The 23,492-nt window shown below is 60.7% G+C and carries 24 protein-coding genes and 2 tRNA genes; 16 read left to right on the top strand and 10 right to left on the bottom strand.

What is annotated here, in order from left to right:
• The first annotated feature begins 6 nt into the window (after positions 1–6).
• From ureE to yut, 5 genes are read left to right on the top strand one after another with little or no spacing between them, the layout of a single operon-like run.
• Entirely contained in the window at positions 7–654 is a 648-nt protein-coding gene (ureE, locus tag BDB13_RS05620) for an urease accessory protein UreE (RefSeq protein WP_094270776.1), read from the top strand.
• On the top strand, positions 638–1,351 hold the full coding sequence (locus BDB13_RS05625; protein WP_094270777.1) for an urease accessory protein UreF: 714 nt from the start codon (positions 638–640) through the stop codon (positions 1,349–1,351). The genes ureE and BDB13_RS05625 overlap by 17 nt, the downstream gene beginning before the upstream one ends.
• Before the next feature lie 10 nt (positions 1,352–1,361).
• Complete coding sequence (ureG, locus tag BDB13_RS05630) at positions 1,362–2,009, top strand: urease accessory protein UreG (RefSeq protein WP_094270778.1); 648 nt, start codon at positions 1,362–1,364, stop codon at positions 2,007–2,009.
• Positions 2,006–2,965 (top strand): urease accessory protein UreD, encoded by a 960-nt coding sequence (locus tag BDB13_RS05635; protein WP_094270779.1) that lies wholly within the window; start codon positions 2,006–2,008, stop codon positions 2,963–2,965. The genes ureG and BDB13_RS05635 overlap by 4 nt, the downstream gene beginning before the upstream one ends.
• 27 nt (positions 2,966–2,992) lie before the next feature.
• On the top strand, positions 2,993–4,036 hold the full coding sequence (gene yut, locus BDB13_RS05640; protein WP_094270780.1) for an urea transporter: 1,044 nt from the start codon (positions 2,993–2,995) through the stop codon (positions 4,034–4,036).
• Here yut and BDB13_RS05645 read toward each other — a convergent pair.
• Positions 4,033–4,437: a DUF4259 domain-containing protein gene (locus BDB13_RS05645; protein WP_094270781.1), complete on the bottom strand. Its 405-nt coding sequence runs from the start codon at positions 4,435–4,437 to the stop codon at positions 4,033–4,035. The two genes, yut and BDB13_RS05645, sit on opposite strands and share 4 nt — an antisense overlap.
• Before the next feature lie 58 nt (positions 4,438–4,495).
• A complete protein-coding gene (locus BDB13_RS05650; RefSeq protein ID WP_094270782.1) occupies positions 4,496–5,116 on the bottom strand; it encodes a LysE family translocator in 621 nt (206 codons plus the stop codon).
• Positions 5,117–5,513: 397 nt separating this feature from the next.
• On the opposite strand from BDB13_RS05650, the gene BDB13_RS05655 reads away from it, so the two are divergent.
• Positions 5,514–6,503 carry an alpha/beta hydrolase gene (locus BDB13_RS05655; RefSeq protein WP_094270783.1) on the top strand — a complete coding sequence of 330 codons (990 nt, stop codon included), beginning with the start codon at positions 5,514–5,516 and terminating at the stop codon, positions 6,501–6,503.
• A 12-nt stretch (positions 6,504–6,515) separates the two neighbouring features.
• Here BDB13_RS05655 and BDB13_RS05660 read toward each other — a convergent pair whose 3' ends face one another.
• The 3 genes from BDB13_RS05660 to hisC form a co-directional block, all read right to left on the bottom strand.
• The gene (locus BDB13_RS05660) at positions 6,516–7,385 is read right to left on the bottom strand and encodes an MYG1 family protein (protein WP_094270784.1); all 870 of its coding nucleotides are present in this window, start codon (positions 7,383–7,385) and stop codon (positions 6,516–6,518) included.
• 37 nt (positions 7,386–7,422) lie between these two features.
• Positions 7,423–9,108 carry a bifunctional metallophosphatase/5'-nucleotidase gene (locus BDB13_RS05665; protein WP_094270785.1) on the bottom strand — a complete coding sequence of 562 codons (1,686 nt, stop codon included), beginning with the start codon at positions 9,106–9,108 and terminating at the stop codon, positions 7,423–7,425.
• A 118-nt stretch (positions 9,109–9,226) separates the two neighbouring features.
• Positions 9,227–10,303: a histidinol-phosphate transaminase gene (hisC, locus tag BDB13_RS05670; protein ID WP_094270786.1), complete on the bottom strand. Its 1,077-nt coding sequence runs from the start codon at positions 10,301–10,303 to the stop codon at positions 9,227–9,229.
• A gap of 62 nt (positions 10,304–10,365) precedes the next feature.
• Between hisC and BDB13_RS05675 the strand changes: the two genes are divergently transcribed.
• The 9 genes from BDB13_RS05675 (at position 10,366) to BDB13_RS05720 (ending at position 18,244) form a co-directional block, all read left to right on the top strand.
• Positions 10,366–11,085, top strand: a complete 720-nt coding sequence (locus tag BDB13_RS05675; RefSeq protein WP_094270787.1) for a dienelactone hydrolase family protein — start codon at positions 10,366–10,368, stop codon at positions 11,083–11,085.
• Positions 11,086–11,181: 96 nt separating this feature from the next.
• Positions 11,182–11,273 (top strand) — tRNA-Ser (locus BDB13_RS05680).
• A 73-nt stretch (positions 11,274–11,346) separates the two neighbouring features.
• Positions 11,347–11,419 (top strand) — tRNA-Arg (locus tag BDB13_RS05685).
• 235 nt (positions 11,420–11,654) lie between these two features.
• Positions 11,655–12,908, top strand: a complete 1,254-nt coding sequence (locus BDB13_RS05690) for a COG4705 family protein (RefSeq protein WP_094270788.1) — start codon at positions 11,655–11,657, stop codon at positions 12,906–12,908.
• A 48-nt stretch (positions 12,909–12,956) separates the two neighbouring features.
• Positions 12,957–13,745: a COG4705 family protein gene (locus tag BDB13_RS05695; RefSeq protein WP_094270789.1), complete on the top strand. Its 789-nt coding sequence runs from the start codon at positions 12,957–12,959 to the stop codon at positions 13,743–13,745.
• Positions 13,746–13,959: 214 nt separating this feature from the next.
• Entirely contained in the window at positions 13,960–15,147 is a 1,188-nt protein-coding gene (locus BDB13_RS05700) for a cation:proton antiporter (RefSeq protein WP_094270790.1), read from the top strand.
• Between the two features lie 425 nt (positions 15,148–15,572).
• Positions 15,573–17,000 carry a ferredoxin reductase family protein gene (locus BDB13_RS05710; protein ID WP_254922724.1) on the top strand — a complete coding sequence of 476 codons (1,428 nt, stop codon included), beginning with the start codon at positions 15,573–15,575 and terminating at the stop codon, positions 16,998–17,000.
• Between the two features lie 9 nt (positions 17,001–17,009).
• Positions 17,010–17,492, top strand: coding sequence for an FMN-binding protein (locus BDB13_RS05715; RefSeq protein ID WP_094270793.1), 483 nt, complete (start codon positions 17,010–17,012; stop codon positions 17,490–17,492).
• A complete protein-coding gene (locus BDB13_RS05720) occupies positions 17,489–18,244 on the top strand; it encodes an FAD:protein FMN transferase (protein ID WP_094270794.1) in 756 nt (251 codons plus the stop codon). The genes BDB13_RS05715 and BDB13_RS05720 overlap by 4 nt, the downstream gene beginning before the upstream one ends.
• A 24-nt stretch (positions 18,245–18,268) precedes the next feature.
• On the opposite strand, the gene BDB13_RS05725 is transcribed toward BDB13_RS05720, so the two are convergent.
• The 5 genes from BDB13_RS05725 to BDB13_RS05745 form a co-directional block, all read right to left on the bottom strand.
• Positions 18,269–19,507, bottom strand: a complete 1,239-nt coding sequence (locus BDB13_RS05725) for an alpha/beta hydrolase family protein (RefSeq protein ID WP_094270795.1) — start codon at positions 19,505–19,507, stop codon at positions 18,269–18,271.
• A gap of 64 nt (positions 19,508–19,571) precedes the next feature.
• Positions 19,572–20,231 (bottom strand): DUF998 domain-containing protein, encoded by a 660-nt coding sequence (locus BDB13_RS05730; RefSeq protein ID WP_094270796.1) that lies wholly within the window; start codon positions 20,229–20,231, stop codon positions 19,572–19,574.
• Between the two features lie 9 nt (positions 20,232–20,240).
• Complete coding sequence (locus BDB13_RS05735; RefSeq protein WP_094270797.1) at positions 20,241–20,645, bottom strand: very short patch repair endonuclease; 405 nt, start codon at positions 20,643–20,645, stop codon at positions 20,241–20,243.
• 8 nt (positions 20,646–20,653) lie between these two features.
• Positions 20,654–21,511, bottom strand: coding sequence for a hypothetical protein (locus BDB13_RS05740; protein WP_094270798.1), 858 nt, complete (start codon positions 21,509–21,511; stop codon positions 20,654–20,656).
• Positions 21,508–22,653, bottom strand: coding sequence for a DNA cytosine methyltransferase (locus BDB13_RS05745; protein WP_176459697.1), 1,146 nt, complete (start codon positions 22,651–22,653; stop codon positions 21,508–21,510). Before BDB13_RS05745 ends, BDB13_RS05740 begins: the two co-directional genes overlap by 4 nt.
• A 247-nt stretch (positions 22,654–22,900) precedes the next feature.
• On the opposite strand from BDB13_RS05745, the gene BDB13_RS05750 reads away from it, so the two are divergent.
• Positions 22,901–23,488, top strand: coding sequence for a putative glycolipid-binding domain-containing protein (locus BDB13_RS05750; RefSeq protein ID WP_094270799.1), 588 nt, complete (start codon positions 22,901–22,903; stop codon positions 23,486–23,488).
• Positions 23,489–23,492 lie beyond the last annotated feature (4 nt).

The following is a 23,492-nucleotide window of genomic DNA, read 5'->3' on the forward strand; positions in this document are numbered from 1 at the left end:
ATTTCCGTGTCGGAAACAATCACACACACGCATGGCGACGGTACGGCTCCGCACACTCACGCCGCTATGACGGCGCCGAGCGGTAAGCCGATCCGCGTCGACGCCTTGCTCGGGAAGGAAACAGACGAGGAGTGGGTCGGTGTATTGGAGAAGGCTGTCGTAGACGTTCTCTCCCTGGACCAATGGGAGGCGCAGAAGAGTCGACTGCGGCGTACGACGCTCGGTGGCCGCGAACTGGCGGTGTCACTCGATCGCGGAGTTCAGTTGCAGGACGGTGACATTCTGTTGTGGGACGAAGGTGAAAACACGGCCGTCGTCGCGCGGATCAATCTCAAGGATGTATTGGAGATCGATCTCAGCGCCTTGGTGAACGTGACGCCCGAGAAGATGATTCAAACGTGTTTGGAGTTGGGTCATGCTGTGGGAAACCAGCATTGGCCGGCTGTAGTCAAAGGCATGAAGGTGTATGTTCCGCTGACCGTCGACAAGGCGGTCATGGGTTCGGTGATGCGTACTCACGCTTTCGAGGGCATCGAGTACACATTCATTCCGGGGGCCGAGGTCATTCCCTACATCGCTCCGCACGAGGCACGCCGGTTGTTCGGTGCGGCAGCGCGTGAGGGCGAGGGGCATACCCATGACCCCCTCGTCTGAGGGATTCCCGCTCAGCATCACCCGTGCGATGCGGATGATGCAATTTGCCGATTCCATGTTCCCGGTCGGTTCCTTCTCGTTCTCCAACGGGTTGGAATCGGCTGTGGCCCAGAAGATCGTCAAGGACGGGCCGTCGTTGAGGGAGTTTGTTCTCGCTGCTGCGCATCAGGGTGCGACATGCGATGGGATTGCGGTGCTGGCAGCGCATCGCGCAGCCTCGGCCGGAAATTTCTCGGCGATCGTCGAAGCTGATCAGGCGGTGATCGAGCGCAAGCTCAACGAGGAATCTCGCACGATGAGTACCCGCATGGGCAAGAAGTTAGCCGAACTCGGTGGGCGTCTGGCCGGAGCAGAACTGTTCGAGAAGTGGTTGGCCGCAGTGGAGTCCGGTGAAACGCCGGGAACGTATCCGGTGGGTCTCGGAATTGCGTTCGCCGAGATGGGTTCTCCGGAAGAGGACGCATTTTCGGTCAACCAATACGGTGTGGCGATGACCTTGCTGGGTGCGGCGCTCCGTATCGTGCGGGTAGATCATCTGGCTACTCAGGAAATCCTGTTCGAGGTAAATCAGACTGCCGGCGACGAGTACGCGTCCGTACGTGAGTACGGGCTCGAGGACATGTCGAATTTTGCCCCCATGATCGACATTCTGGCGGCCGTGCATGTCAAGGCGCACGTCCGAATGTTCATGAACTAGAAGGAGAACCATGAAGAAGACAACGCGCATCGGAATCGGCGGTCCTGTGGGTTCGGGCAAGACCGCCCTCATCGAGGCGATCACGCCGGAGTTCGTGAATCGTGGAACCAGCGTTCTGATCATCACCAACGACGTTGTCACTACCGAGGACGCCAAGCACGTTCGTAAGGCGCTCAAAGGTGTTCTTGTGGAAGAACGTATCGTCGGTGTTGAAACCGGCGCGTGCCCTCACACCGCGGTGCGTGAGGATCCGAGTATGAACCTCGCCGCGGTCGAAGACATGGAGCGCACCTTCCCCGACACGGACGTGGTGTTCATCGAAAGTGGTGGTGACAACCTGACTTTGACGTTCAGCCCCGCTCTCGTCGATTTTTTCATCTACGTCATCGACGTTGCTGCGGGAGACAAAATTCCGCGAAAGAACGGACCGGGAATCTCGCAGTCGGACATCTTGGTCATCAACAAGACCGACCTCGCCCCGTACGTCAAGGCGGATCTGGGTGTGATGGATCGGGATTCGAAGGATATGCGCGGCGACAAGCCGTTTGTTTTCACCAATTGCATGACCGGTGAGGGCATCAAGGAAGTAGTGGACCTCATCGTGCACGGTGTCCTCTTCGATGAAGAGGACGAGGAAGTGGGAGTGGGAGCGCCGTGAGTGCGCCAACCACTTCGGGAGTGTCACGGGCTCTCCCCGAGCCGATTCCGACGATTCCGGAACTCGATCAGTATCAGGATCAGCCGAAGCAGGCTCCGGCCGGTAAGGTCGGGAAGACCGGCGTGCTCGAGATGCGATTTGTCGATCGGGGTGACAAGACGATTCTGCGAGACATGTACCGCAAGACGCCGATGCTGGTGCAGCAGGCGCTGTACTGGGACGAAGCCTTGCCGACCATGCCGTGCGTTTACATGATCTCGACGTCCGGCAGTGTGCTGCAAGGTGATCGACTTTTTCTGACCATAGAGATGGAGCCGGGATCCTTGGCTCATGTCACGACGCAGTCGGCCACCAAGGTGCACCGGATGGATGCCAACCATGCGTCGCAGTTGCAGAAGGTGGTGTTGGCCGAGAATTCGTACCTCGAACTGATGCCGGGCGTGACTATCCCGCACCGCAATACGCGGTACTACGCGCGGACCGAAGTGACGATCGACCCTTCTGCGACACTGTTATTCTCGGAAATTGTCATGCCGGGCCGTAAGTACCACAACAGTGCCGAATCTGAAGGCGAACTGTTTGTCTACGACTTGTTCTCGACGCTCATCACGGCTAGCCGACCCGACGGCAAGAGTCTGTTCACCGAAAAGCTGGTCATCCAGCCGAAGCGATTCCCCGTGCGTCACAACGGAATCATGGGCCGGTACGACGTGTTCGGAAACGTCATCCTGCTTACCCCGAAGGAAAACGCCGACGAGATCTTGGAGCAGGTGGTTGCCGGTCCCGACGGCAAGGTTATTTCCGGGGCCAGTCGACTGCCGAACGATGCGGGTCTGATCTTCAAGGTGCTCGGCCCGGAGAGTGAGCCTGTCAAGGCGAAGGTTCGTGAGTTCTGGGCGCTCGTTCGAAAGTCGGTTCGCGGTACCACGATTCCGCCCGTTCCCCTCTGGGGATGATGTCTCAAGACGATTGAGAGAAGTCAGATGACCACCATCACCAAGCCTTGGGACGACATCGCCGACAAGAATGTTGTGCTCAGATTCATCGACACCAATCTCAAAGGTGCCGGGCAGGTGATGTTTCAGGGCAATGCTCTGACCGGTCTGTTGTTTCTCGTGGGCATCTTCTGGGGCGCGATCGCTGCCGACACCATAACCGTTGCCATCGGCGCGGTGGTGGGACTGGTGGTATCAACGGCAACCGGGATGTTGCTGCATTCCGACGAGGATTCCATGCGTATCGGCTTGTACGGATACAACGGAATCCTGGTGGGTGCAGCCTTTCCGACGTTTCTCGCCGGTGGTGTGATGTTGTGGATCTACCTGGTGGTGGGAGCTGCCGCGTCGACCGTTGTCTTCTTGGCCATTGCCAATGTATTCAAGACTTGGGATGTGCCGGCACTGACGTTTCCGTTCAACCTCGTCAACTGGTTCTTCCTGCTGGCCGCATTTCAATTCCTTCGGATCGAGACGTCGGAACTGAGTGCAGGCCAGTTTCCGCAGCACATCGGCGACGCGTCGGTGCATGCCGACGTTACGTTCAGTTTTTTATGGGACACCCTGTTCCGCAATGTTTCTCAAATCTTCCTGATCAACAACACGATGACCGGCATCATCTTTGTCGTGGCACTTCTGGTTGCGTCGCGGTGGGCGGCAATGTTCGCTCTCATCGGTTCGGCGGTCGCAATCGGCGCGGTTCTCGCGCTCGGAGTCAATACCGTCGACCTCGGAAACGGCCTGTACGGCCTTAGTTCCGTATTGACGGCCATCGCTCTGGGGTCGGTGTTCTACAACCCGTCGTGGCGCGTTTTTGTCTACACACTGTTCGGTGTGTTGGTGACGGTTGTTATCCACGGGACCTTGGTGTCGGCCTTCGCGCCCATCAGCCTCCCCGCCGGAACGGGCCCCTTCGTATTTGCTACCTGGCTGTTCCTGCTACCGAAAAAGAAGTTCGTTCCCGTCCAGCACGACACCATCAAAGGTGGCGCGGCAGAAGGCAAGGATTCAATCGCCAAGGCAAATGGCTAGACGGTCAGCACCCGTAGGTCTTCGAGTCCGTCGACCACCGGGATGCGCCAGGCGGCAAGCTCTTCGGGGCCCTGCTCGTCCCACAGTTCGAACAGTTCCGAATCTGAAGACGCGATAGTGCGTTCCACCATGTCGATCAGCCAGGCGAGGCGCTCACCGGTCAAAGCGTCGGCAAAATCGTCGAGATCAAGTTCCTCGACCAAAGGATCCCGCTTGCGGTCTGCACGCACGATCAGCACCAATTCCAGTAGTGCAACGGCGATCTGGCCGCCGTCCACTTCCAGATAGTCGTCTTCGAATGCCCACTCCACCGATGCGAAGGTGAAATCACCGTGGCCGATGGATGCAACCAAATCTCCGGCACCGTCGTTCTCGAACGGTCCTGATCCCCACGCGCCCACTGTCGACTCTTTCCTACTGTTGTATTGGTTCTAGCGCCTAGTCAGCTGCTCAGTTCGGTCAGCGTGCTTCCAGCGCAATCTTCGCCCCGAATCCTAGAAGCACCGTTCCGGTCACGCGTTCGAGCATCTGCCGTACCTTCGGCTTCTCGAAGGTGCTACGTGCCCGGGAGAGCAGGACGACGTACGCGCTGAGCCACGCGATGGAGATCACGACGTGGATGAGGACCAACAATGCGAGGGACGGTCCTGTCGGCCATCCGGCCGGAACGAGTTGGGGCAACAGTCCGGTGTAGAAGACGGCGATCTTGGGGTTGAGCAGGTTGGTGGTGAATCCGGTCTTCCACGTTCCGGCTTTCTGCACGGCCGGATCGCTCGCTCCGTCAACCGTGGCGGAGACGCGACTCTGCCAGAGCGCCCGCACCCCGAGATAGATCAGATAGGCGGCGCCGGCCAGTTTGACGGCGGTGTAGGCCTCTGCGGACGCTGCGAGGATCGCAGACAGTCCGAGGACGGTCAGTAGGCCCCACACGAGTAGGCCGCTGACGATGCCGACCGATACGCGAAATCCGGAGGATCGTCCGCCGGTGAGCGCCGCCTGTGTCACGACGGCCATATCCGGGCCGGGTACCAGCGTGAGTAGTGCGAGGACGGCGGCGGCCGCCAGCAGCGCGGAAATCATGCACTAAGTATGGAGAGGTTGCTTGCTTGTGAACAAATCGTGGACCGTTGGTGCGGAACTGCGTGGACACGCCCGAAAGGGACAAGGCGACAATATTTTTGCGCCGAAGTTATCCACATTGTGTAGAACTTCATCGCTGCAGGTAGGTGGAATAACCTTCGTGTAATTCATGTAGTTGTCCACAGGTTATGCACAGGCCGCGGTGGGATGTGAATTAAGTTATCCACACCTGTGTGTGCATCGGTGGAGAACATGCCGAAACTTACAGATCCCCGGGGGCATACCCGGCGGCAATCAGCTGCAAACGAAGGGTTGACCTCGCAGCGTTCGTCCTGTCGAATCGTGAGTTACGACCGATCAGTCGGGGATGATTGCATGTGAGAAGGGGTGCTCACGGATGCGGAGAAAACGGCAGAACGCTGGGGTGCTCGGGGTGGCCTTGGCAGTATTTGCACTCAGTTGCAGCAACGTTGCTCAGGCGGAACCTCAAGCGCGCGCTCGTATCGATCGGATCGACCAACTGACCCCCACCCGGAGTGCGGTGTTCGTCGACTCCCCGTCGATGCAACGGGAAATACAGGTTCAGGTGTTGCATCCCGAGAAAGGAACGGGCACACGGCCGACGTTCTATCTCCTCGACGGGGTCAGTGCCGGCTCTGAATCCGGTTACACCGAAAGTACGTGGACGCAGAAGACCGACATCGAAACATTCTTCACCGACAAAGACGTCAATGTTGTTCTGCCCGTGGGCGGCACCGGAAGCTATTACACCGACTGGCGTGCCGACGACCCGAATCTCGGTGTGAACAAATGGGAATCATTTCTGGCCGACGAACTACCGCCCCTGATCGACGAGGCCTTTCGCGGCAATGGAACCAACGCAGTGGGCGGAGTGTCCATGGGCGCGCTCGGGGCTGGAAACTTGATCACGCGCCACCCGGACTTGTATTCGGGATTGGCTTCGTACAGTGGGTGTCTCGACAACTCTGCGTCGTCGTCGCAGGATTCCGTACGTGTCACGGTCGCCAGCAAGAACGGCGATGCCACCAACATGTGGGGGCCGGTTTCGGATCCGGCGTGGCGAGATCATGATCCGTCGTACAACGCAGAGGCGTTGCGCGGCAAGGCGATCTATATTTCTACGAGCACCGGCTCGCCCGGAGTGTACGACGACCTGTTCACTCCGGACGGGCGTCTGATCGCCGTCGTGGGTGGACCGCTGGAAGCGCTCGCGCATACCTGCACTCAACTCTTCGCGAACAGGCTTGACGGACTCGCAATCCCCGCGGCAGTCGCCTACCGGGACGGCGGAACCCATTCGTGGCCGTATTGGCAAGATGCACTGCATGATTCCTGGCCGACGCTGCAATCGGCACTGAACCTTTAGCGCACCGAAGTTTTACTCTGCGAGAGCGAGTTCCAGCAGCTTCATCGCGTCGTCGCGAGTCTGCGCGGCAGCGATGAATCCGGCTTTGTGGCAAAACACCGAAGTGTCGACGCCGGTTTCGGCCGCCATGTCCTTGCCATTGAGGCCACGCCACAGTTCCGGCAACAGCTTCCGTGAACCGAACTTCGAGTCAGCTGGCTTGACGGTCTGAATCGACCAGCCGCCGTTGGTGTTCGGGAAGATCGTGAACAGCAGTTCCGGCTGAGCCGACGCTGCACGGCCGTGCGGAATGAAGCGTTCCAGGACGACAAACCGCGGATCCGACGCCTTGGCGTAGGTATCGGCAAATTCACGTTCTGCTGCTGCGTCGCCGGCGTACTTGGCGCGCAGGCGAATCAGGACCTGGGTCGCCAGAACCACTGCGAGCTCGAACTGCGTGTCGAATTCTTCGTCGCTGGACGAGATGGGATTGAACAGGTCCAGCACCGAAGACAGATCGAAGGGCTTCGTGTCGTACTCGTTGAGGGTGTAGATCTCCTGCCCGTTGTCGACGGCGTCGATGCCTTCGACCAAGCGGCTGTCGATCCGGCGGCACACGGACTCGTCGCCACCACAGAACTGCAGGCCGAATTCTTGCCACAGCAGACCGAATGCCGAGTACAGAATGCCGTTGCTGCGCTCGCCCGCACCGCGCTGATGATGATCGAAGCGTCCGGCTGCGGGTTCGTACCGGCCGCCGACGTCGAGGACGATGTCTGCGCTGTTCAGGACGTCCTCGTCGCGGCTGCGAACGACTGTGGCGTCGGGGTACAGCTGCTTGAGCAGCGATACGCCGAAGACGTCGTCTGCGTGGAATTTGCCGTTATGGGTCGCGATGATCACGTGTCGAGACTAGGCAATCTTGACCGCCGATGCCTATTCAGTCGATTACACGGATTCGATCGGTGGGCGGCGGGGAGACCGGTGAACCGGCTGTGAAGAGCGCGGCCAAGGCGTCCAGATCAGTGCCCGCGCCGGTTGTTTCCGTCGACTGCCTCAGTGCGGTGAAGCCGTCGCCGCCGTCGGCGAGGAACTTGTTGACGGCCACGCGATAGACCATGTCCGGGCCGATATTCTGGCCGTTCAGGCGCATTTCCGAGATCCGGGAACCCTGGGGTGCTGTGCGATCGAGGGTGTAGGTAAAACCGTTCGACGGTGCGAGAATCCGTTCGAGGGTGCTGCCTTCGGTCGAGTACTGAAACTGCTGCTCCAAGGCTTCTTTTAATACTGCACCTGTGACGGAGAGCACTTCGAGGCTGTTGCCGAACGGCTGGACCGCGTGAGCTTGGCGGTACGTCACCACACCCGGACTGAGGTCTTCGCGGATCCCGCCGGGGTTGGTGAGCGCGATTTGAGCTCCGCGGGCACCTCCAGCGGCTAATTGACCGTCGGCAACCAGGTTGCCGAGCGTAGATTCGGCGCCGGCGATGTGGTCTCGGGTGAGTGCAGCGGTCAGTGTCCCGACCGGGCGCTGCGCTACCTCCGCGGCTGTCTTCCAGGCGCGATCCGACAGTGCCTGAATTTCGGAATCCGGCGAAATATCGTGTGTCACTATCTGATTGAATGCCGATGTCTGGTCCCGCACCACGTCGCGAGTGTTTCGGTCGATGGTCACGTCCGCAACGGAGACGATCCGGCCGTGAGAGGCACCCTGCATCACAACTCGGGGATTTCCGGCCGGATCCGGGAATTCGCAGTTGTACTGCTGATGGCTGTCTGCGGTGAAGATGACATCGACCTTGGGCGAAGCACGCAATGCGATATCCCGCGCCGGCCCAGCCGTGATGTTGCAATCGTTGGGTCCGCCGGCCCGGTCAGGTTCGTCTCCGCGGTGCAGCAGCACGGTGATGGCTTTGACGCCGAAGAAGTCGAGAATGTCGGCAGTACGATCGATTGCCTCGACCTCGTCGCCGAATCTCAGGTCTGCGATTCCGTCGGGTGAGACGATCTGCGCCGTGTTGCTCGGAGCAATCGCGATCACTCCGAACGGGATGCCGTCCACCATGTTGACGGTGAAGGGGAGCGTCGCAGGCGTGCCGTCGGCGTAGGTCATGTTGGCGGCCATCAGGGGAAAGTTGGTGCCGCTGAACGACGGACTGAATGTGCACGCATTGGCGGCGGAGCATCCACCCGATTCCAGGCGGTGGAACTCGGCCAGTCCCTTGTCCAGCTCGTGATTACCGATCGCCGACGCATTGATCTGCATGCGATTGAGGAGTTCGACGGTCGGTTCGTCGTTGAACATCGAAGATTCCAGCGCCGACGCGCCCCAGTTGTCGCCTACCGAGTAGAGCAGCGAATTTGGGGCTTGGCTGCGCAGTTGCGAGACATAGGCCGCGAGGTATGCCGCGCCGCCGGCTGGTGTGAAGGATCCGTCGGCCTGCATGATCTCGCTGCGTTCACCTTCCGGGGGCAGCAAGCTGCCGTGGAGATCGTTGAACGCGAGTAGGCGGACCGAGAGGGTGTTGACGGATTGGGCCGTCGCGACAGCACTCAGGGAGGTTGCAGTGATGGCGAGAAGGGAAGCTGCGAGCACAGCACAAGCGCGCGTGATGCGTCGCGTCATACGTCATGCTCCCTTGCTCGGACCGATCTCGAACCTTCCTGAGTGTGCCTTGCCGCGATAACGAATTCTAGCTCTGCGCGTAACAGTTACGTATCAAGTGTCACGCCGGTATCAACTTTTACGCACTGATGCCGATCCCGGCCAAGCGTCGGGCAGCGTCGGTTCGGGCGAAAGCGAGGAATGCGTCGTTCTCGTCCGGATCACCGATGGTCATTCGGACGCCCTCGGTGCCGTACTGGCGAATCAGGATCCCAGCTTCGGTACTTGCCTCGGCAAAGCCGGGGGAGAGTTCGCCGAGGGGAAGGTAGACGAAGTTCGCCGACGATTCCGGGACCGTGTAGCCCGCCTCGATCAACGCTGAGCGAACGCGCGTCCGCTCCGCGATGACGCCTTCGGTGCGAGCGAGGAGTTCGTCGGCCGCAGCCAGCGAAGCGATTGCGGCGGCCTGAGCGACAACGCTGACCGTGAACGGAGTGTGGACTTTGCCGAGCGCGGTAATGATTTCCGGATCAGCCACCGCGTAACCCACACGAATGCCGGCCAATCCGTACGCCTTGGAGAACGTGCGTAGAACAACCACGTTGGGGCGGCTGCGGAACAGTTCGATTCCGTCCGAATCGGAGCGGGAGTACTCGTAGTACGCCTCGTCGAGAGCGACGACGATGTGCGTCGGAACCGCGTCGAGGAAGCTCTCGAGTTCTGCCCTCGACAAGGCATTGCCGGTCGGGTTGTTGGGGTTGCAGATGAAGATCAGTCGGGTGCGATCGGTGATCGCGGCCAACATCGCGTCGAGATCGTGGCCGAACTCTTCGGTCAGCGGAACCTTCACGGAAACTGCGTGGCCGACCTGGGCGACAACCGGGTACGCCTCGAAGGAACGCCACGCGAAGATGACCTCGTCACCCTGGTCGCACGTGATCTGAACCAATTCCTGGCACAGCGTCACGGAACCACAGCCGGCAGCGACATTCGCGGGTTCGACGTTCAGGAACGCGGCGAGTGCCTCGATGAGGGCGACCGCGGCGTTGTCGGGGTAGCGATTCGCGTTCGCGACTGCGTCGGCGACGGCGTCGCGAACCCCGGGAAGTGGGCCGATCGTCGTTTCGTTGCTCGCCAGCTTGATGGCGCCGGGAAAGTTGCGTCCGGGAACGTAGGCGGGAATCGAGGCGAGGTCAGGCCGAATGCGAGGAGTCACTCCCTGATTATGCGCTGCCTGATTCGGTGCGCTCGAGCCGTCCACGTGTCAGAGTAGGAGGTATGTCGGGAATGTTCCGGGACACCGCGTATTTGCCGGGGGCCGACGGTGACGTCGCCATCGCTGTGCCGCTCACCGTGGTGGAACCTGACGGCCCGACGCGTGGTGCCATCGTCGTTCTGCACGAGGCGAGGCAGTTCGGTGATGCGCTCCTGGAGTTGATGTCAGCCCTCGCGCTCGAAGGTTGGGTGACCGTCGCACCGCATCTCTTTCATCGGGAACCCGAGCAGATGCACGGTGACATTTTCGGTGACAACCTTTTTGCCGACTTCGACGCCACCCTCGATTGGCTGACGGGCCGGGATGTCCGGGTCGACACGATCGGCGTCCTCGGTTTCGATGCCGCCGGTACGGCTGCAATGCTCGTCGCCACCAGTCGCCCCGTCGGTGCTGCCGTCAGCGTTGCTGCCCGCGGGATCGTCGACGCGTTATCTGTCGACGCGCAGGCGCTCATCGACGCCGCGGTGTCATTGCAAGCTCCCTGGCTCGGTTTGTACGGCGACGACGATCCTGCAACTCCACTCGAACACGTCAACCAACTTCGGGAGGCGACGGCCAAGGCTGACGTCGCCACCTTGGTGGTGAGCTACGCCGGCTTGGCGCATCGCGCCGACGAACCGCCGCAGGTCCCCGACGGCCAGGACGAGGACGACCCGAATGCGGCCGCGATCATCGACGCTCGCACCAGAATCTTCGACTGGTTCGACAGCAACCTGCGATAAGTGCCCGAATTAGGCCGCTGACCACTCGTTTTGCCTTTGGTGGTGAGACATGTGTAATCTTTCATCCCGGCGGTCCGAAAGGATCGGAACCCCCAGGGAGGCGTGCCAGAGCGGCCGAATGGGACTCACTGCTAATGAGTTGTCCCTTTTACGAGGGACCGGAGGTTCAAATCCTCTCGCCTCCGCCACGCCGGTGATTTTGACCGGCGGGTTAGAAATGATAGAAATTACGACAGCAAGACAAGCAGTACAACAGAACATGCGCCCGTAGCTCAACGGATAGAGCACCTGACTACGGATCAGGAGGTTAGGGGTTCGAATCCCTTCGGGCGCACAAACAGAAACCCCCTCACCAGCAGAGATGCCGGTGAGGGGGTTTTTTGTTCGGTTGGATTCGCTTTTCTAGTCGGTCACGGATCGGACTCTGAGCGTGCGTGCCCTTGATCACACTGGGGGCTCTGATCGCGCAGTCTGCTTCGGGTCGGGTAAGCACGTCAGCTCCGTCGGGTCGACCTCGGCGACAACGTCTTCAGCCTCGCTTCAGTTGCCGATCCGTATGGTCCGGCAGTATGAGCGACACAACGAGATCCGATGTCATGCCGGCCGAGCGGGCACTGCTGAGTAAAGTCCCCGAAATCACTCTGTGGTTCTGGGTCGTCAAGATCTTGTGCACCACCGTCGGAGAGAGTTTTGCCGACTGGATCAACATGACGCTGGGTGTGGGCCTGAATACGACGGCTGTGATCTTCACCGTGATCCTTGTTGTGGTCCTTGCTGTTCAAGTCAGGTTGCCTCGCTACGTGCCGGTCGTATATTGGCTGACCGTTGTCGTACTCAGTGTTACGGGAACGCTGTACACGGACATCCTCACCGACAGCCTGGGAGTCCCGCTGGCAGTGAGTACGACGGTATTCGCCCTGGTGCTTGCGGGCGTCTTCGGCGTGTGGTTCGCACGTGAGCGCACGCTGTCGATTCACAGCATCGTCACCGTGCCGCGGGAGTTGTTCTACTGGCTCGCTATCCTGGTGACCTTCGCCTTGGGCACGGCGGTCGGAGACTGGACGTTGAGCGTCACCGGATGGGGGCCAGGCACGTCCGTCCTGCTCCCGGCCGGTTTGATCGTCGCGATCGTGATCGGTTGGCGCCTCGGCGCGAACGCGGTGCTGTCGTTCTGGATGGCATACATCCTGACTCGTCCGTTGGGCGCGAACCTCGGCGACTGGTTCGCCATGCCGTCGGACGAGCACGGCCTGGGCATCGGAACAGCTGTCACCAGCGTTATCTTCCTGGTCGCAATACTCGGTACGGTCGCCTACCTGACGTTGGCCCGCAGCGACGTGATCGACGAGAAGAGTGCGCAGCGCTCGACGAGATCGACCGACCCGTCACGTGAGAAGGTGATGCTCGGGTACTTCGCCGGGGTCGCCGTCGTCACGGGCATTCTGTTGGCGTGGGCTTCTGCGCAGCCGCACACGGCGCCGGCAACCGAGGAAGCGTCCTCTGCGTCCAGTTCGACCACGGAACTTGCGCCGGGACAGGCGATTGCACACTTTCCGGCGGGTACGGTCACGGAACTGAGAACTGTGGTGGGGGATGCTCTCGCGGGCGTGCAGGCCGGGTCGCAGAGTGACGCCAAGTCCAAGGTGAAAGAGCTCGAAACAACCTGGGACGACAACCAATCGACTTTGCAGCCTCTCGACGCCGCCGGCTGGTCGGCTCTCGACGCGCGTATCGACAAGGTCCTTTCGGCCGTCCGTGCAGGCAACCCGGACACCTCGACCGAGACGGCCACTCTCACAGCACTGTTGGCAGCGCTTCGATAGCTCTCTCAGCGGTTCTTCAGAGACGCTCGACCATGCTGGCATCTCGTGATGACTGATGACGTACAGGACCGCCCGGATTCGTTGGCTCGCAGTGTGGTCAGCAAAGTGCCCGAGGCCACCGGATTGTTCTGGATAACCAAGGTGTTGACCACGGGGATGGGTGAGACAGCGTCGGACTTCTTCGCGACAGCGCTGAATCCTGTTCTCGTGGTGGGTGTGACGGGTCTACTACTGGCAATCTCCCTGATCGTGCAGTTTCGAACTGATCGATATGTGCCGTGGGTGTACTGGGCCGCGGTGGTGATGGTGAGCGTGTTCGGCACCATGGCCAGCGATGCGCTGCACGTGATTCTGGGAATCCCGTACGCCGTGACGACGGTCGTTTTCGCAGTGTGTCTGGTTGCGGTGTTTGTGTTTTGGCGGCAATCGGAGAAAACGCTCTCCATTCACAGTATCGTCACGCGCCGGCGCGAGGGATTCTATTGGGTGGCAGTCTTGACGACCTTTGCGCTGGGCACGTCCGCCGGCGACCTGACGGCCACGGTCATGCATCTCGGTTACCTGACATCGGCAATTCTGTTCGCTGCGGTGATCGCCGTTCCTGCACTGGCACACAGCGCCGGAAGAATGGGTCCTGTATCGGCATTCTGGTTCGCCTACGTCGTGACTCGGCCGTTGGGTGCGTCTGTGGCCGATTGGGTTGCGGTGTCGCATGATCGAGGTGGGCTGGGCGCGGGCACAGGCTGGGTCACGCTGGTCATGACCGTGGTGATCGTCGGGTTGGTCGGTTACCTGTCGCGGACACACGTCGAGATAACCGAGCCTAGCCGCAGGTGAGGCCTTTGCGGTCCACCCGGTATGGCCGAAGCGACACGGAACTCTTTGGCGGATGCCGGATTACCGCTTCCTCAACTTCACGAAGAGCGGCGTGCGCTGTGAATCGCAACGAGAATTCCGCACGCGTAGATCTTTCGAGTGCAGTGATGTGCTGCCGCGGGAAAAGAGTCGCGTGCCTGCGTACATGTATGCCGTTTATGCCCGATAATGATGCGTGCCCTCAATTGCCTCGTCGCTGTTCTGGATCGCGTTGATCGCTGCGCTCGCGCCCATAGTCGCGGGCCTGTTCCCGCGTCGGTTGGTGCCCGAAGTGGTGCTGCTGTTGGTCGCCGGCGCCGCCATCGGACCGTTCGCGCTCAACATCGCCGCGGAGAGTGACGCCATCGGTACCCTCCGGGAGCTTGGCTTGGGGATGCTCTTCCTCCTTGCCGGCTACGAGATCGACCGCAGTGAACTCAGCGGCAAGGGTGGCCGGCGAGCGCTGTACACGTGGCTGCTGTGCCTCGCTCTGGCTTTCGGAGTAGTTGCCCTGCTCGGCATCCGAAACGTGATCTCCGCCGAGGCAGCGGTTGCCATCGCGATGACGTCGACGGCTCTGGGTACGTTGCTGCCGATTCTCAAGGACAACAAACTTCTCGACACCCGTTTGGGTAAAACTGTTCTCAATCACGGTGCGGTCGGCGAACTGGGGCCTGTGGTTGCGATGGCCGTATTACTCAGCGCGCGTGGCGCTTTCCTGTCGTTGGTAGTGCTGGCAACCTTTGCGCTGATCGCTGTGCTTGTTGCCGTATTGCCGACAAAGCTTGTGTCGCACGGATCGTGGACACATCGACTCGTTCGCTCGGGTGCCGACACAACTGCGCAGACGACGGTCCGTCTGACGGTGCTGCTGCTGGTCGGTCTCGGTGTGCTGTCAGCGGTATTCTCTCTCGACGTCATCCTCGGCGCCTTTGCGGCAGGATTTATCCTGCGCCGCTTGATGCCTGAGGGTGACGAGCGGTTGGAGATCAAACTCGAAGGCATTGCCTTCGGATTCCTCATTCCGATCTTCTTCATCACGTCCGGAATGGCGATCGACGTCTCGGCTGTGGCCGCCAATCCTGTTGTCCTGCTGGCGTTCCTGCTTCTCATCATCGTGGTCCGCGGTGTGCCGGTGTTCATCGCGACAAAGTTCGAGAAGATCGAACCACCTTTCAGCACCCGCGAGAGTGCGCAGGTGGCGCTGTACGGTGCTACCGGATTGCCGATGATCGTGGCTGTCACCGGTGCTGCCGTCAGCGCGGGTCAGATGTCGTCGGACAATGCGTCGATTCTGGTGGCAGCGGGTGCAATCACCGTCCTGCTCCTGCCGATGTGTGCGACATTGCTGAATCGACCGGAGAAAACCACGAAGGTGAGCTAGAGCTCCCAACTGCTCGTCGAGTCGGTGAACTGACATTGGCATTCGTAGATCAGGATTTGTGCGTATCAGTCCTCCGAGAGGACGGTCGCTGCACCGTCGCCAGAGTTCCTCCGCCTGGCCGCTCGCCGATGACGATAGCTCCGTTGTGTGCGGCGACTATCTCGGCGGCGATCGCGAGTTCGCCGATCGGGTGCCACCCGACAACAGGCAGGGGCGGAGACAGACGGTGATCGAGATGAAATACGGGCGCTGTTCGAATCGATGCCGGAAGGCTGGAACGCGACCGCAGTTGTGCAGCGTGTGGAGTGCGGCGTCGTCGCGGAAATACGTCAGGATCGAACGTGTATCGCTTCGGGCATGCATTCACAGCTAATGCCCAGCCACCTGTCAGCGTGGTTCAGGAATTGCGCTGCAGGATGACTCTTGTGAGCAAACTGGATTCGATGACCGCGCCGAGAGGGTTGATCGTGGACGCCACGACGCGGCGGGGCCCGATTCGATCGGTATCTCGAGGGGTGCGTGACGGCTCGATCATCGCTGCCTGGGTGGTTGTCGTCGGAGTCACTTCGCTGTGGATAAGTGACGGTGGTATTCAAGACCTGTTCGGCAGCGCTAGCGAGGTTCTGACGTCGACTGGTCGATTGACAGGGCTGATCGCGTCGGCGCTGCTGCTGATCCAGGTGTTCCTCATGGCCCGAGTGCCGATGATTGAAAAAGCTTGGGGTCAAGATGGATTGACGAGAATGCACCGGATTATCGGGTTTTCGTCGTTTGTCTTGATGATCCTGCACATCGGACTGGTCACGCTCGGCTATGCCGATGCGGATCCTCGATTGCTGTGGACAACCACCGTCGATTTCGCCCTGAATTATCCGGGCCTATTGCTTGCTGCTGCCGGAACGGCCGCGCTGATCATGGTGGTGGCGACTTCGGTACGGGGTGCTCGTCGGCGCCTTCGCTACGAATCCTGGCATCTGATCCACCTCTATGGGTATCTGGGCGCGGGTTTGGCACTGCCCCACCAATTGTGGACCGGTCAAGAGTTTCTGAACTCGACGCCGGCAGCGTTTTTCTGGTGGACACTCTATGCCGTGTGTGCCGGCGCGGTCATCGTCTATCGCGTAGCACTTCCGCTGTGGAAATCTCTCCGTGAGCCGATCCGAGTGCTCGAGGTGCGATCCGAAGGTGACCGGGCAACTACCGTCACCGTCGGTGGTTCCGGAGTTGAACGTCTGAAAGCTCAAGGAGGACAGTACTTTCAATGGCGGTTTCTCGACGGTCCGGGCTGGAGCAGAGCGCATCCATATTCACTCTCCGCGGCTCCCGACGGCGTCACGCTGCGTTTCACCGCAGCGGTTGTCGGCGACGGAAGCACGCAACTGAGGTCACTCCGGCGCGGTACGCGCGTTCTGCTCGAAGGTCCGTACGGTCGCATGCATCCGGGCGTTCGTTCGCAACCGAAATCCCTCCTGATCGGAGCCGGAGCAGGCATTGCACCGATGTGTGCGCTGCTCGAATCGTTGCCGCCGACAGACGGTGACGTCACGGTCGTCTACCGAACACGCACATCACACGATGCGCTGCTCGGGGACGAGTTAGAAGGCCTCTGTCGGCAACGCGGCGCGGTACTCCGAATCGTCGAGGGACACCGAATTCGTGACCGTTCGAGTTGGCTACCGCAGCAGGCGCAAGCGTGGGACGACACCGATGCGCTCCGAAGTTTGTGCCCGGATGTCGCGCAGCGCGACGTCTTCATCTGCGGGCCGAAGGAATGGAGCGACGCCGTCTGTCATGCGGCGCGCACAGCAGGCACGCCGCCAAGCCAGATCCATGTCGAATCCTTCCAACCCTGAGAGAAGCTCATGCGTCGAATTACCTTGTGGATGATCATCACTGCCACTGTCGTTGTGCTCTTGTTCAGTTACCACACCTCGACCAACGGAAACAGTGCAGTCGCTTCGGTCGCAGCGGTAGCGTCGCCTTCGGCGGCCGATGCAGCAACTTCGACTGCTTCCCCTGACTCGACTGCTTCCACCTCCCAGAGTTCCGCCGCATCGCCGGCACAACCTGCGGTGTTCACCGGCGAAGCAGTCGATACAAAATTCGGACCTGTTCAGGTCCAGATCGCGGTGGCAAACGGTCAGGTGACCGAGGCGGTGACCATCCAGGTGCCGGAAAATAATGGGAAAGATCGACAGATCAACAGTCGCGCGGTTCCAGTGCTGGAACAAGAGGCGATCCACGCTCAGAGCGCTGACATCGATATGGTGTCAGGAGCCACCTACACATCCGATGGGTACGTTCAGAGTCTCCAGTCCGCACTCGACCAGGCGAACCTCGGATGATCCACGCAGACAACCGAATTACGCGCGCGTGGGTCGAACAGATCATGGGTATGCCGATTTCGCTTCATGTTCGGGCCGACGACCCGTCCCGGCCGGACATCACGCAGGCCGTCGCCTCGACTTTCGAGCGCCTCCGCCTGACAGACTCCGTCCTCAGTACGTGGCGGCCCGACAGCGATGTCATGCGTTGGCGCCGTGGGGATCTCGCTCTCGAGGACGCGCACCACTCTCTGCGTGAAGTGATGGCCCTGTGTGAACAGGCATCGTCCGAGACGAACCGTCTGTTCACGACCGATCTCATCGGTCCGGACGGTACGCGGGGATGGGATCCCACCGGGCTGGCCAAAGGGTGGGCGATTGAGGCAGCGGTCGAGCGACTCCGTTCGGTGGACGGAATTGCCTTCGCAGTCAACGCAGGTGGCGATATCACGTGCGGTCATGGCGGTGAAGCGGTCGGGTGCCCCAGGCCGTGGCGTATCGGTATCGAAAACCCGATTGACAGGTCTGTCGTCTCACACGTCGTGAGCATCATCGACGGCGCTGTCGCGACATCAGGAACCGCTGCGCGAGGCAATCACATCGTTGATCCCAGATCGGGGAAGCCGGCCGGCTGCGTCGGATCGATTACCGTGGGTGGACCGAGTTTGCTGTGGGCGGACATCTGGGCAACTGCGGCATTCATCGACCCGACGGTATTGAACGAGCGTGCAGAGTGGGCGGACTATCGTGTTCTGTTCGAGCAAAGGATCTAGCGTGCGGTGGGCATTGAATCGTGTTTACAGGTTCAGTTGCTCGTCTAGCCAGTCGAACATGCGCTGATCGGTCAGGCGTCGGGCCATCGGCTGACAGTGAAGGTTTGCGCCCTCGGCGGCCGTGAAGGGAACAACGGTGGTGGGTCCACCGGACAGTTCGGCGAGGCGAGACGATTGCCCCGGCCAGAACTGTTCCCCTTCGGGATCGGTGATCAGCATGGGCGTGGTGATGGAGCCGGCTACATGCTCGAGGCGGTACTTCCGGACCTCCGCCAGCGTGTTGTAGTAACCCTCCGTCAGATACGGCCGGGATCGGAACCGCCACAGGCGCCCATTGTCTTTCGACGCCCTCATCCCCATGGCCATATCGCGGTCGAAAACCTCGGCTTTGCCCTCGTCCAGCAAGTTCTGCATTCCCCGCGGTATGTGTTTGAGCCATGACGCCGACACATCGACTACGCCGGGATCCGCGATGGCCGCGGCGATCCGATGCTCGAACGCCAACGCCTGTGGCACCCAGTAACCGCCCTGGCTTATCCCGTACATCGCCAACTTCGACGCGTCGACGTCCGGGCGGTCGACGAGAAAATCGACGACGGGAGTGATCACCGCTTCCCAATCGTGGCGGAACGGAACATTGTGCTCGAAGAGCATGGACTGCTGGCCGGGTCCGTCGAACATCAGGACGTTGTAGCCGCGTTCCAAGGCGCCGGCGCCGCCGCTGACCCACATCGAGCTGATGGGGCCGTCGCTGCCGTTCACCATGATGAGCGTCGGCCGACGTACCTCCCCGGGTGGACGGAAGAAGTATCCCGGCATCGTGGTGTCCTCGTACGGAATTCGGACGCGTTCGACGAGGTGCTGCGTAGTGTCGACAAAACGATCCCAAGCCTGCCGGTGATGCCTGAATGTGGGTACCAATACCGAGTCGTCGCTGAGACCGTCGACGGCATTGACTGCAACACCGAAGTACGACGCTGCCCGCAGATACGCATTTGATGCACTGCGAGGGTGCCCCGCGTTCGCAGAGGCTTCGGCTTGCTCGAAGATTCGTGAACCCAGATCGAACCAGCCCTCGTACCAGCCCTCGTAGTCTTTGTCGCCGATATCGGTAAGGGCTGAGAGCACTTCTCCGGTATCGGACGCCCCGTACGTGGCGTGACCGAGGAGGATTCGCAGTTCGTAGTCGAAAGACTCGTTGCGATAAAACCCGGTGGAAAACGCCTGATGTGGGTGGGAGAACAACGACGACGCTAGGGACATTGGCACACCTTTGGTAGGTCCGTCTATTCCAGGATCGCCCGAAACCGCTGTGTCAAAACCTTTTCTATGGCCGCCACACTGCAAATCCCAGTGTGCACAGCCACAGCGACATACCCAGAACCTGTGCGCGTTGAGCAATTCCCAAGCCCAGGTTACCGCCGCCGGCCAGTTCTATTCCGTTGGTTGTCAACATCCATACCGTCGCAAGGGAAGTCGCGATCAAAATACCCAATCCGGCCGTGCGCAGTGACGGGTATTCGCGGTATCGGAAAGCACCAACCGTAAATGCGATCATTGCGGTAAAGATCGCGAAAACCGCTACGCTGCTGGTCAGTGCATGAATATGGTGCAATTGAGGGAGTAGGCCGCCCGGCGCGCTCGCCTCACAACTCGCCCCGGAACACTCCAGCGGAAATGACGCGTCGGCGATGGTGGCGATGCCGAACACCGCCAGCGCTATCCAGCCTGTGACGTAGAGCTTGCGCCGCGGAGTCGTGAGTAGTCCCAGCGTCGCTGCCACCAACATCAAACAGGCAGACAGGATGTCGGCGTTACTGAACACGTCGCGATACTTCTGGTTTGCGGCATCGAGTTCACTGAGAAATGACGTCACGGGATCAAGCCCAGTTGGGAGGAAGAATTCGAGAATCCACGACGAATAGACAATTCCACCCAGTGACAGCGCGACCGCTAAACCCCATCGCGCCCCGTTGCGTTCCTTCACACTGCGAGCTTACGGACTGGTTAAGGCGTTCTGGACGCGATCGGCCGCAGTCAATGGATCTTCGTGTTCCCAAATCCGGATCACGGTCCAGCCCAGTTCGCCCAGTCGAACATCGGTATCACGGTCCCGAACAACGTTGGCCGCCAACTTGTCCGCCCACCACTGTGCATTGTTCTTCGGGAATGTTGCATGCTGCGGGCAGCAGTGCCAGAAGCAGCCGTCCACGAACACGGCCACTTTGCGACGCGGAAAAACCAGATCGGCCCGTCGGCGAATGCCTTTGGCGGGAGCTCGATCCACGAAGTATCGCAGGCCGCGTCGGTGGAGTTCGCGTCGCAGTGCGAGCTCAGGTTTGGTGTCGCGGCGACGCTGAACGCTCATTCGAGCGCTGGTCGTAGGATCTGTCGCAGGCACAGCCGTACCTAACCGTCGGAGTCTTCGCCGTCGTCCGGGTCCGACCACGTCGGTGCAAACCTGTTGCGACGCTCCACTTCACCGTGAACGACGGTCACAAAATCGTTGAACGACAACGTTTGGCTTTCCGTCGGGCGGCCGTTGCGGGGCGGTGGCTCGTCGACGTCGAAAAACCTTACAGCGCCATCGCTTTCGTACAGGCCGATGTAGACCTTCTCGAAGAGGTCGTAGCGGGTGTCCTCGGCGCCGAGATCGACCCACGCCTTCCCGGGGACGCCGACGACGGCGCGCTTGCCGCGTCCGGAACGCTTCGACAGCGTGGTGACGTGGTGGGCAAACGAAGATTTGCCGGTGTCGCTGGTCTTGGTGGGATCACCGTCGTCACACGTGGCATACGGTTCGAACATGACGGCAACCAACACGCTGTACGGCTGGCGCTGATGCAAAACCATTGCCTCGCCGCGCAATTCGTGATCGTTGCGGACGATGTTCTTGGTCCATCGACCCAGCTTCTTGCTGCCGGGACTGTAATCCTGGAAGTTGTACGTCTTGATCGACACGCACAGAATTAGGCCGAGGGTGGGATCGAGTGCCTTGACGTCCAAGCGCTTTCGGCCTTTGGCGACGTCGACCGTCGCTTCCTGGCCCTCGCCCGACGCGGTCGGAGTGATGTTGGGATACAACGGCCGCAGGGCATCGGCGACGGTTTGTGCCAACTGGTTGGATAACCGCTGCGCGTAGTTTTTCTTCTCGCCGCGGTCGGCATCGGCGGCAGGTTTGTCGCCGGCGAGTTGCAGTGCATCCCAGAGGGGTTCGTGTTCCGGTGTGGAAAACAGCGTGTCAGGCTCGGGAAACAATTCATTCATGCGACAGCCTCGGGGTATCCGCCCATCCGTTCGAGGTGACTTTCGACGTCCTCGATGAATCCGGGGATGAAGCGGAGGTTGCCCATCCGGGCGCGCTTGAGGAACCCTGCTGTGGCCCGGGCAGACAGCAAGCGGGTGTCTTCGAGGAAACCGCTCAGATCTTCGTACTCGTCCTGGACCGGCCAGGTCGAGGTGTGGACGCGGAAGGCTTGACGGTTGCGGCCCCAGGCGGCGCTGGGCCAGGCATCGCCGGGTTCGAGGGGGGTCTGGTTGCTCGCGTCGTATTCGATGGGATCGTTCAACCGGCTGCCCACCCACGAGGCCATCCGCACACTGACGGCATTGCCGACGAGCTTCCAGCGGTGACTGTGGCGCAATCCGGGGACGTCGACCGACGGCAGCGTCCAGTCGGGATCAAAACCTTGCAGACGTTCGGCGTCGACGAGGCCTGGCGTGACGATTTCACCCGAAGGCAATCGGACGGCGGGCTGGCTGGGGATTCCGATGGACGATCCGCCCTTGAGCGTCGGGACGGCATTGACGGCCCAGCCGAGGCCGCGGGTGCCTTCAGTCCAGTAGAAACCGCACGGGAAGTCGGCGGGATCGCCGCCGAGTCGCTCGCCGGCGTCTTGGCCGAAGAGGATTTCACGGGGATCCTCGGTGCGTGAGGCAATCATGATCACGCGCTGGCGACGCTGCGGCAGGCCGAATGCCCGGGCGTCGACAACCCGGTAAGCCCACGTGTAGCCGAGGTCTTCGAGAGCGTCGGTGATGTGGCGCATCGCAGCACCCTTGCTGAGTTGCAGCATGAAGGGAACGTTTTCGATGACAAGCCAGCGCGGACCCTTTTTCCGTTTGACCAGTCGAAATACTTCGTCGACCAGGCCGGAACGAGCGCCGGTGATTCCCGCTGTCTTGCCGGCTTGCGAGAGGTCCTGGCAGGGGAAGCCGGCCGCCACCAAGTCGATGTTCGCGGGGAGCGCGCGGAGTTTCGTGACGTCACCGTGCAAGGGGACATCCGAGAAACGGGAGCGGAGAACGGCCTGGGCGCCGGGGTCGATTTCACACAGCAGTTCGGTGTTCCACCCATGTTCCGACAGGCCTAACTCGAGCCCGCCGATACCGGCAAACAACCCCACCATGCTTCGCGACGACGTCACAGCACCCTTCCTCACGAACCGACTGCAATTACGGTACTCGAGAAGTCAGACATCTTTTGCCAAAGGTTTCGCAATTGGCGGTTCAGCCCGCGCGAGAAGCCGAATCGGGCTGTGAATCGCCTTACATACGTGGCCGTTGTTCACTGATTGCATCGGAAAAGGTCCTTGATCCTGGGCAATAATCCGCACCAGCAGTGCTCTGCGGGCCTTCGTCCATTACCGTGGTCGGGTGAGCATCCAACCTTCCGGTAGCGCGTCCTGGCCTGCGGTATTGACCTGGCAGGCCCACAACGCTCCGCGTATGGAGTCGGTTCGTGTGCAGTTGAACGGCAACCGCATCAAGGCATCGGGCCGGATCATCGGGGGCGCTTGCAGCGAGCATCCCGCGTTCAGTGCGTCATATGACCTGGTCACAGACGAAGCTGGTGTCACGCGCAGGCTCTCGGTGCGTACGGCTCTGGCGGCCGGCGAGCGTCAGATGTCGATCAGTCGCGACGAAGAAGGCACCTGGATGGTGGAGAACGGCGCCCACCATCAGCGTTCGTCATTCGACGGCGCGCTTGATGTCGACGTGATCCTCAGCCCGTTCTTCAACACCCTCCCCATCCGCCGCTTCGGTTTGCAGAACAACACCGACGACGTGGAGGTTCCGGTTGTGTACGTCAACTTGCTGGATCTGCGGGTCGAAGGCGCCACCATCACTTACAGCAGTGGTACCGACGGCATCAGCGTGCTCTCGCCGGTGTCCAGTTCTACGGTGTCCGTCGACCACGACGGTTTCATCATCGACTATCCCGGCCTGGCTGCCCGAATCTAAACGG

This window comes from Rhodococcus sp. OK302 (assembly GCF_002245895.1).
In the GTDB taxonomy this organism is placed as follows: Bacteria; Actinomycetota; Actinomycetes; order Mycobacteriales; family Mycobacteriaceae; genus Rhodococcus_F.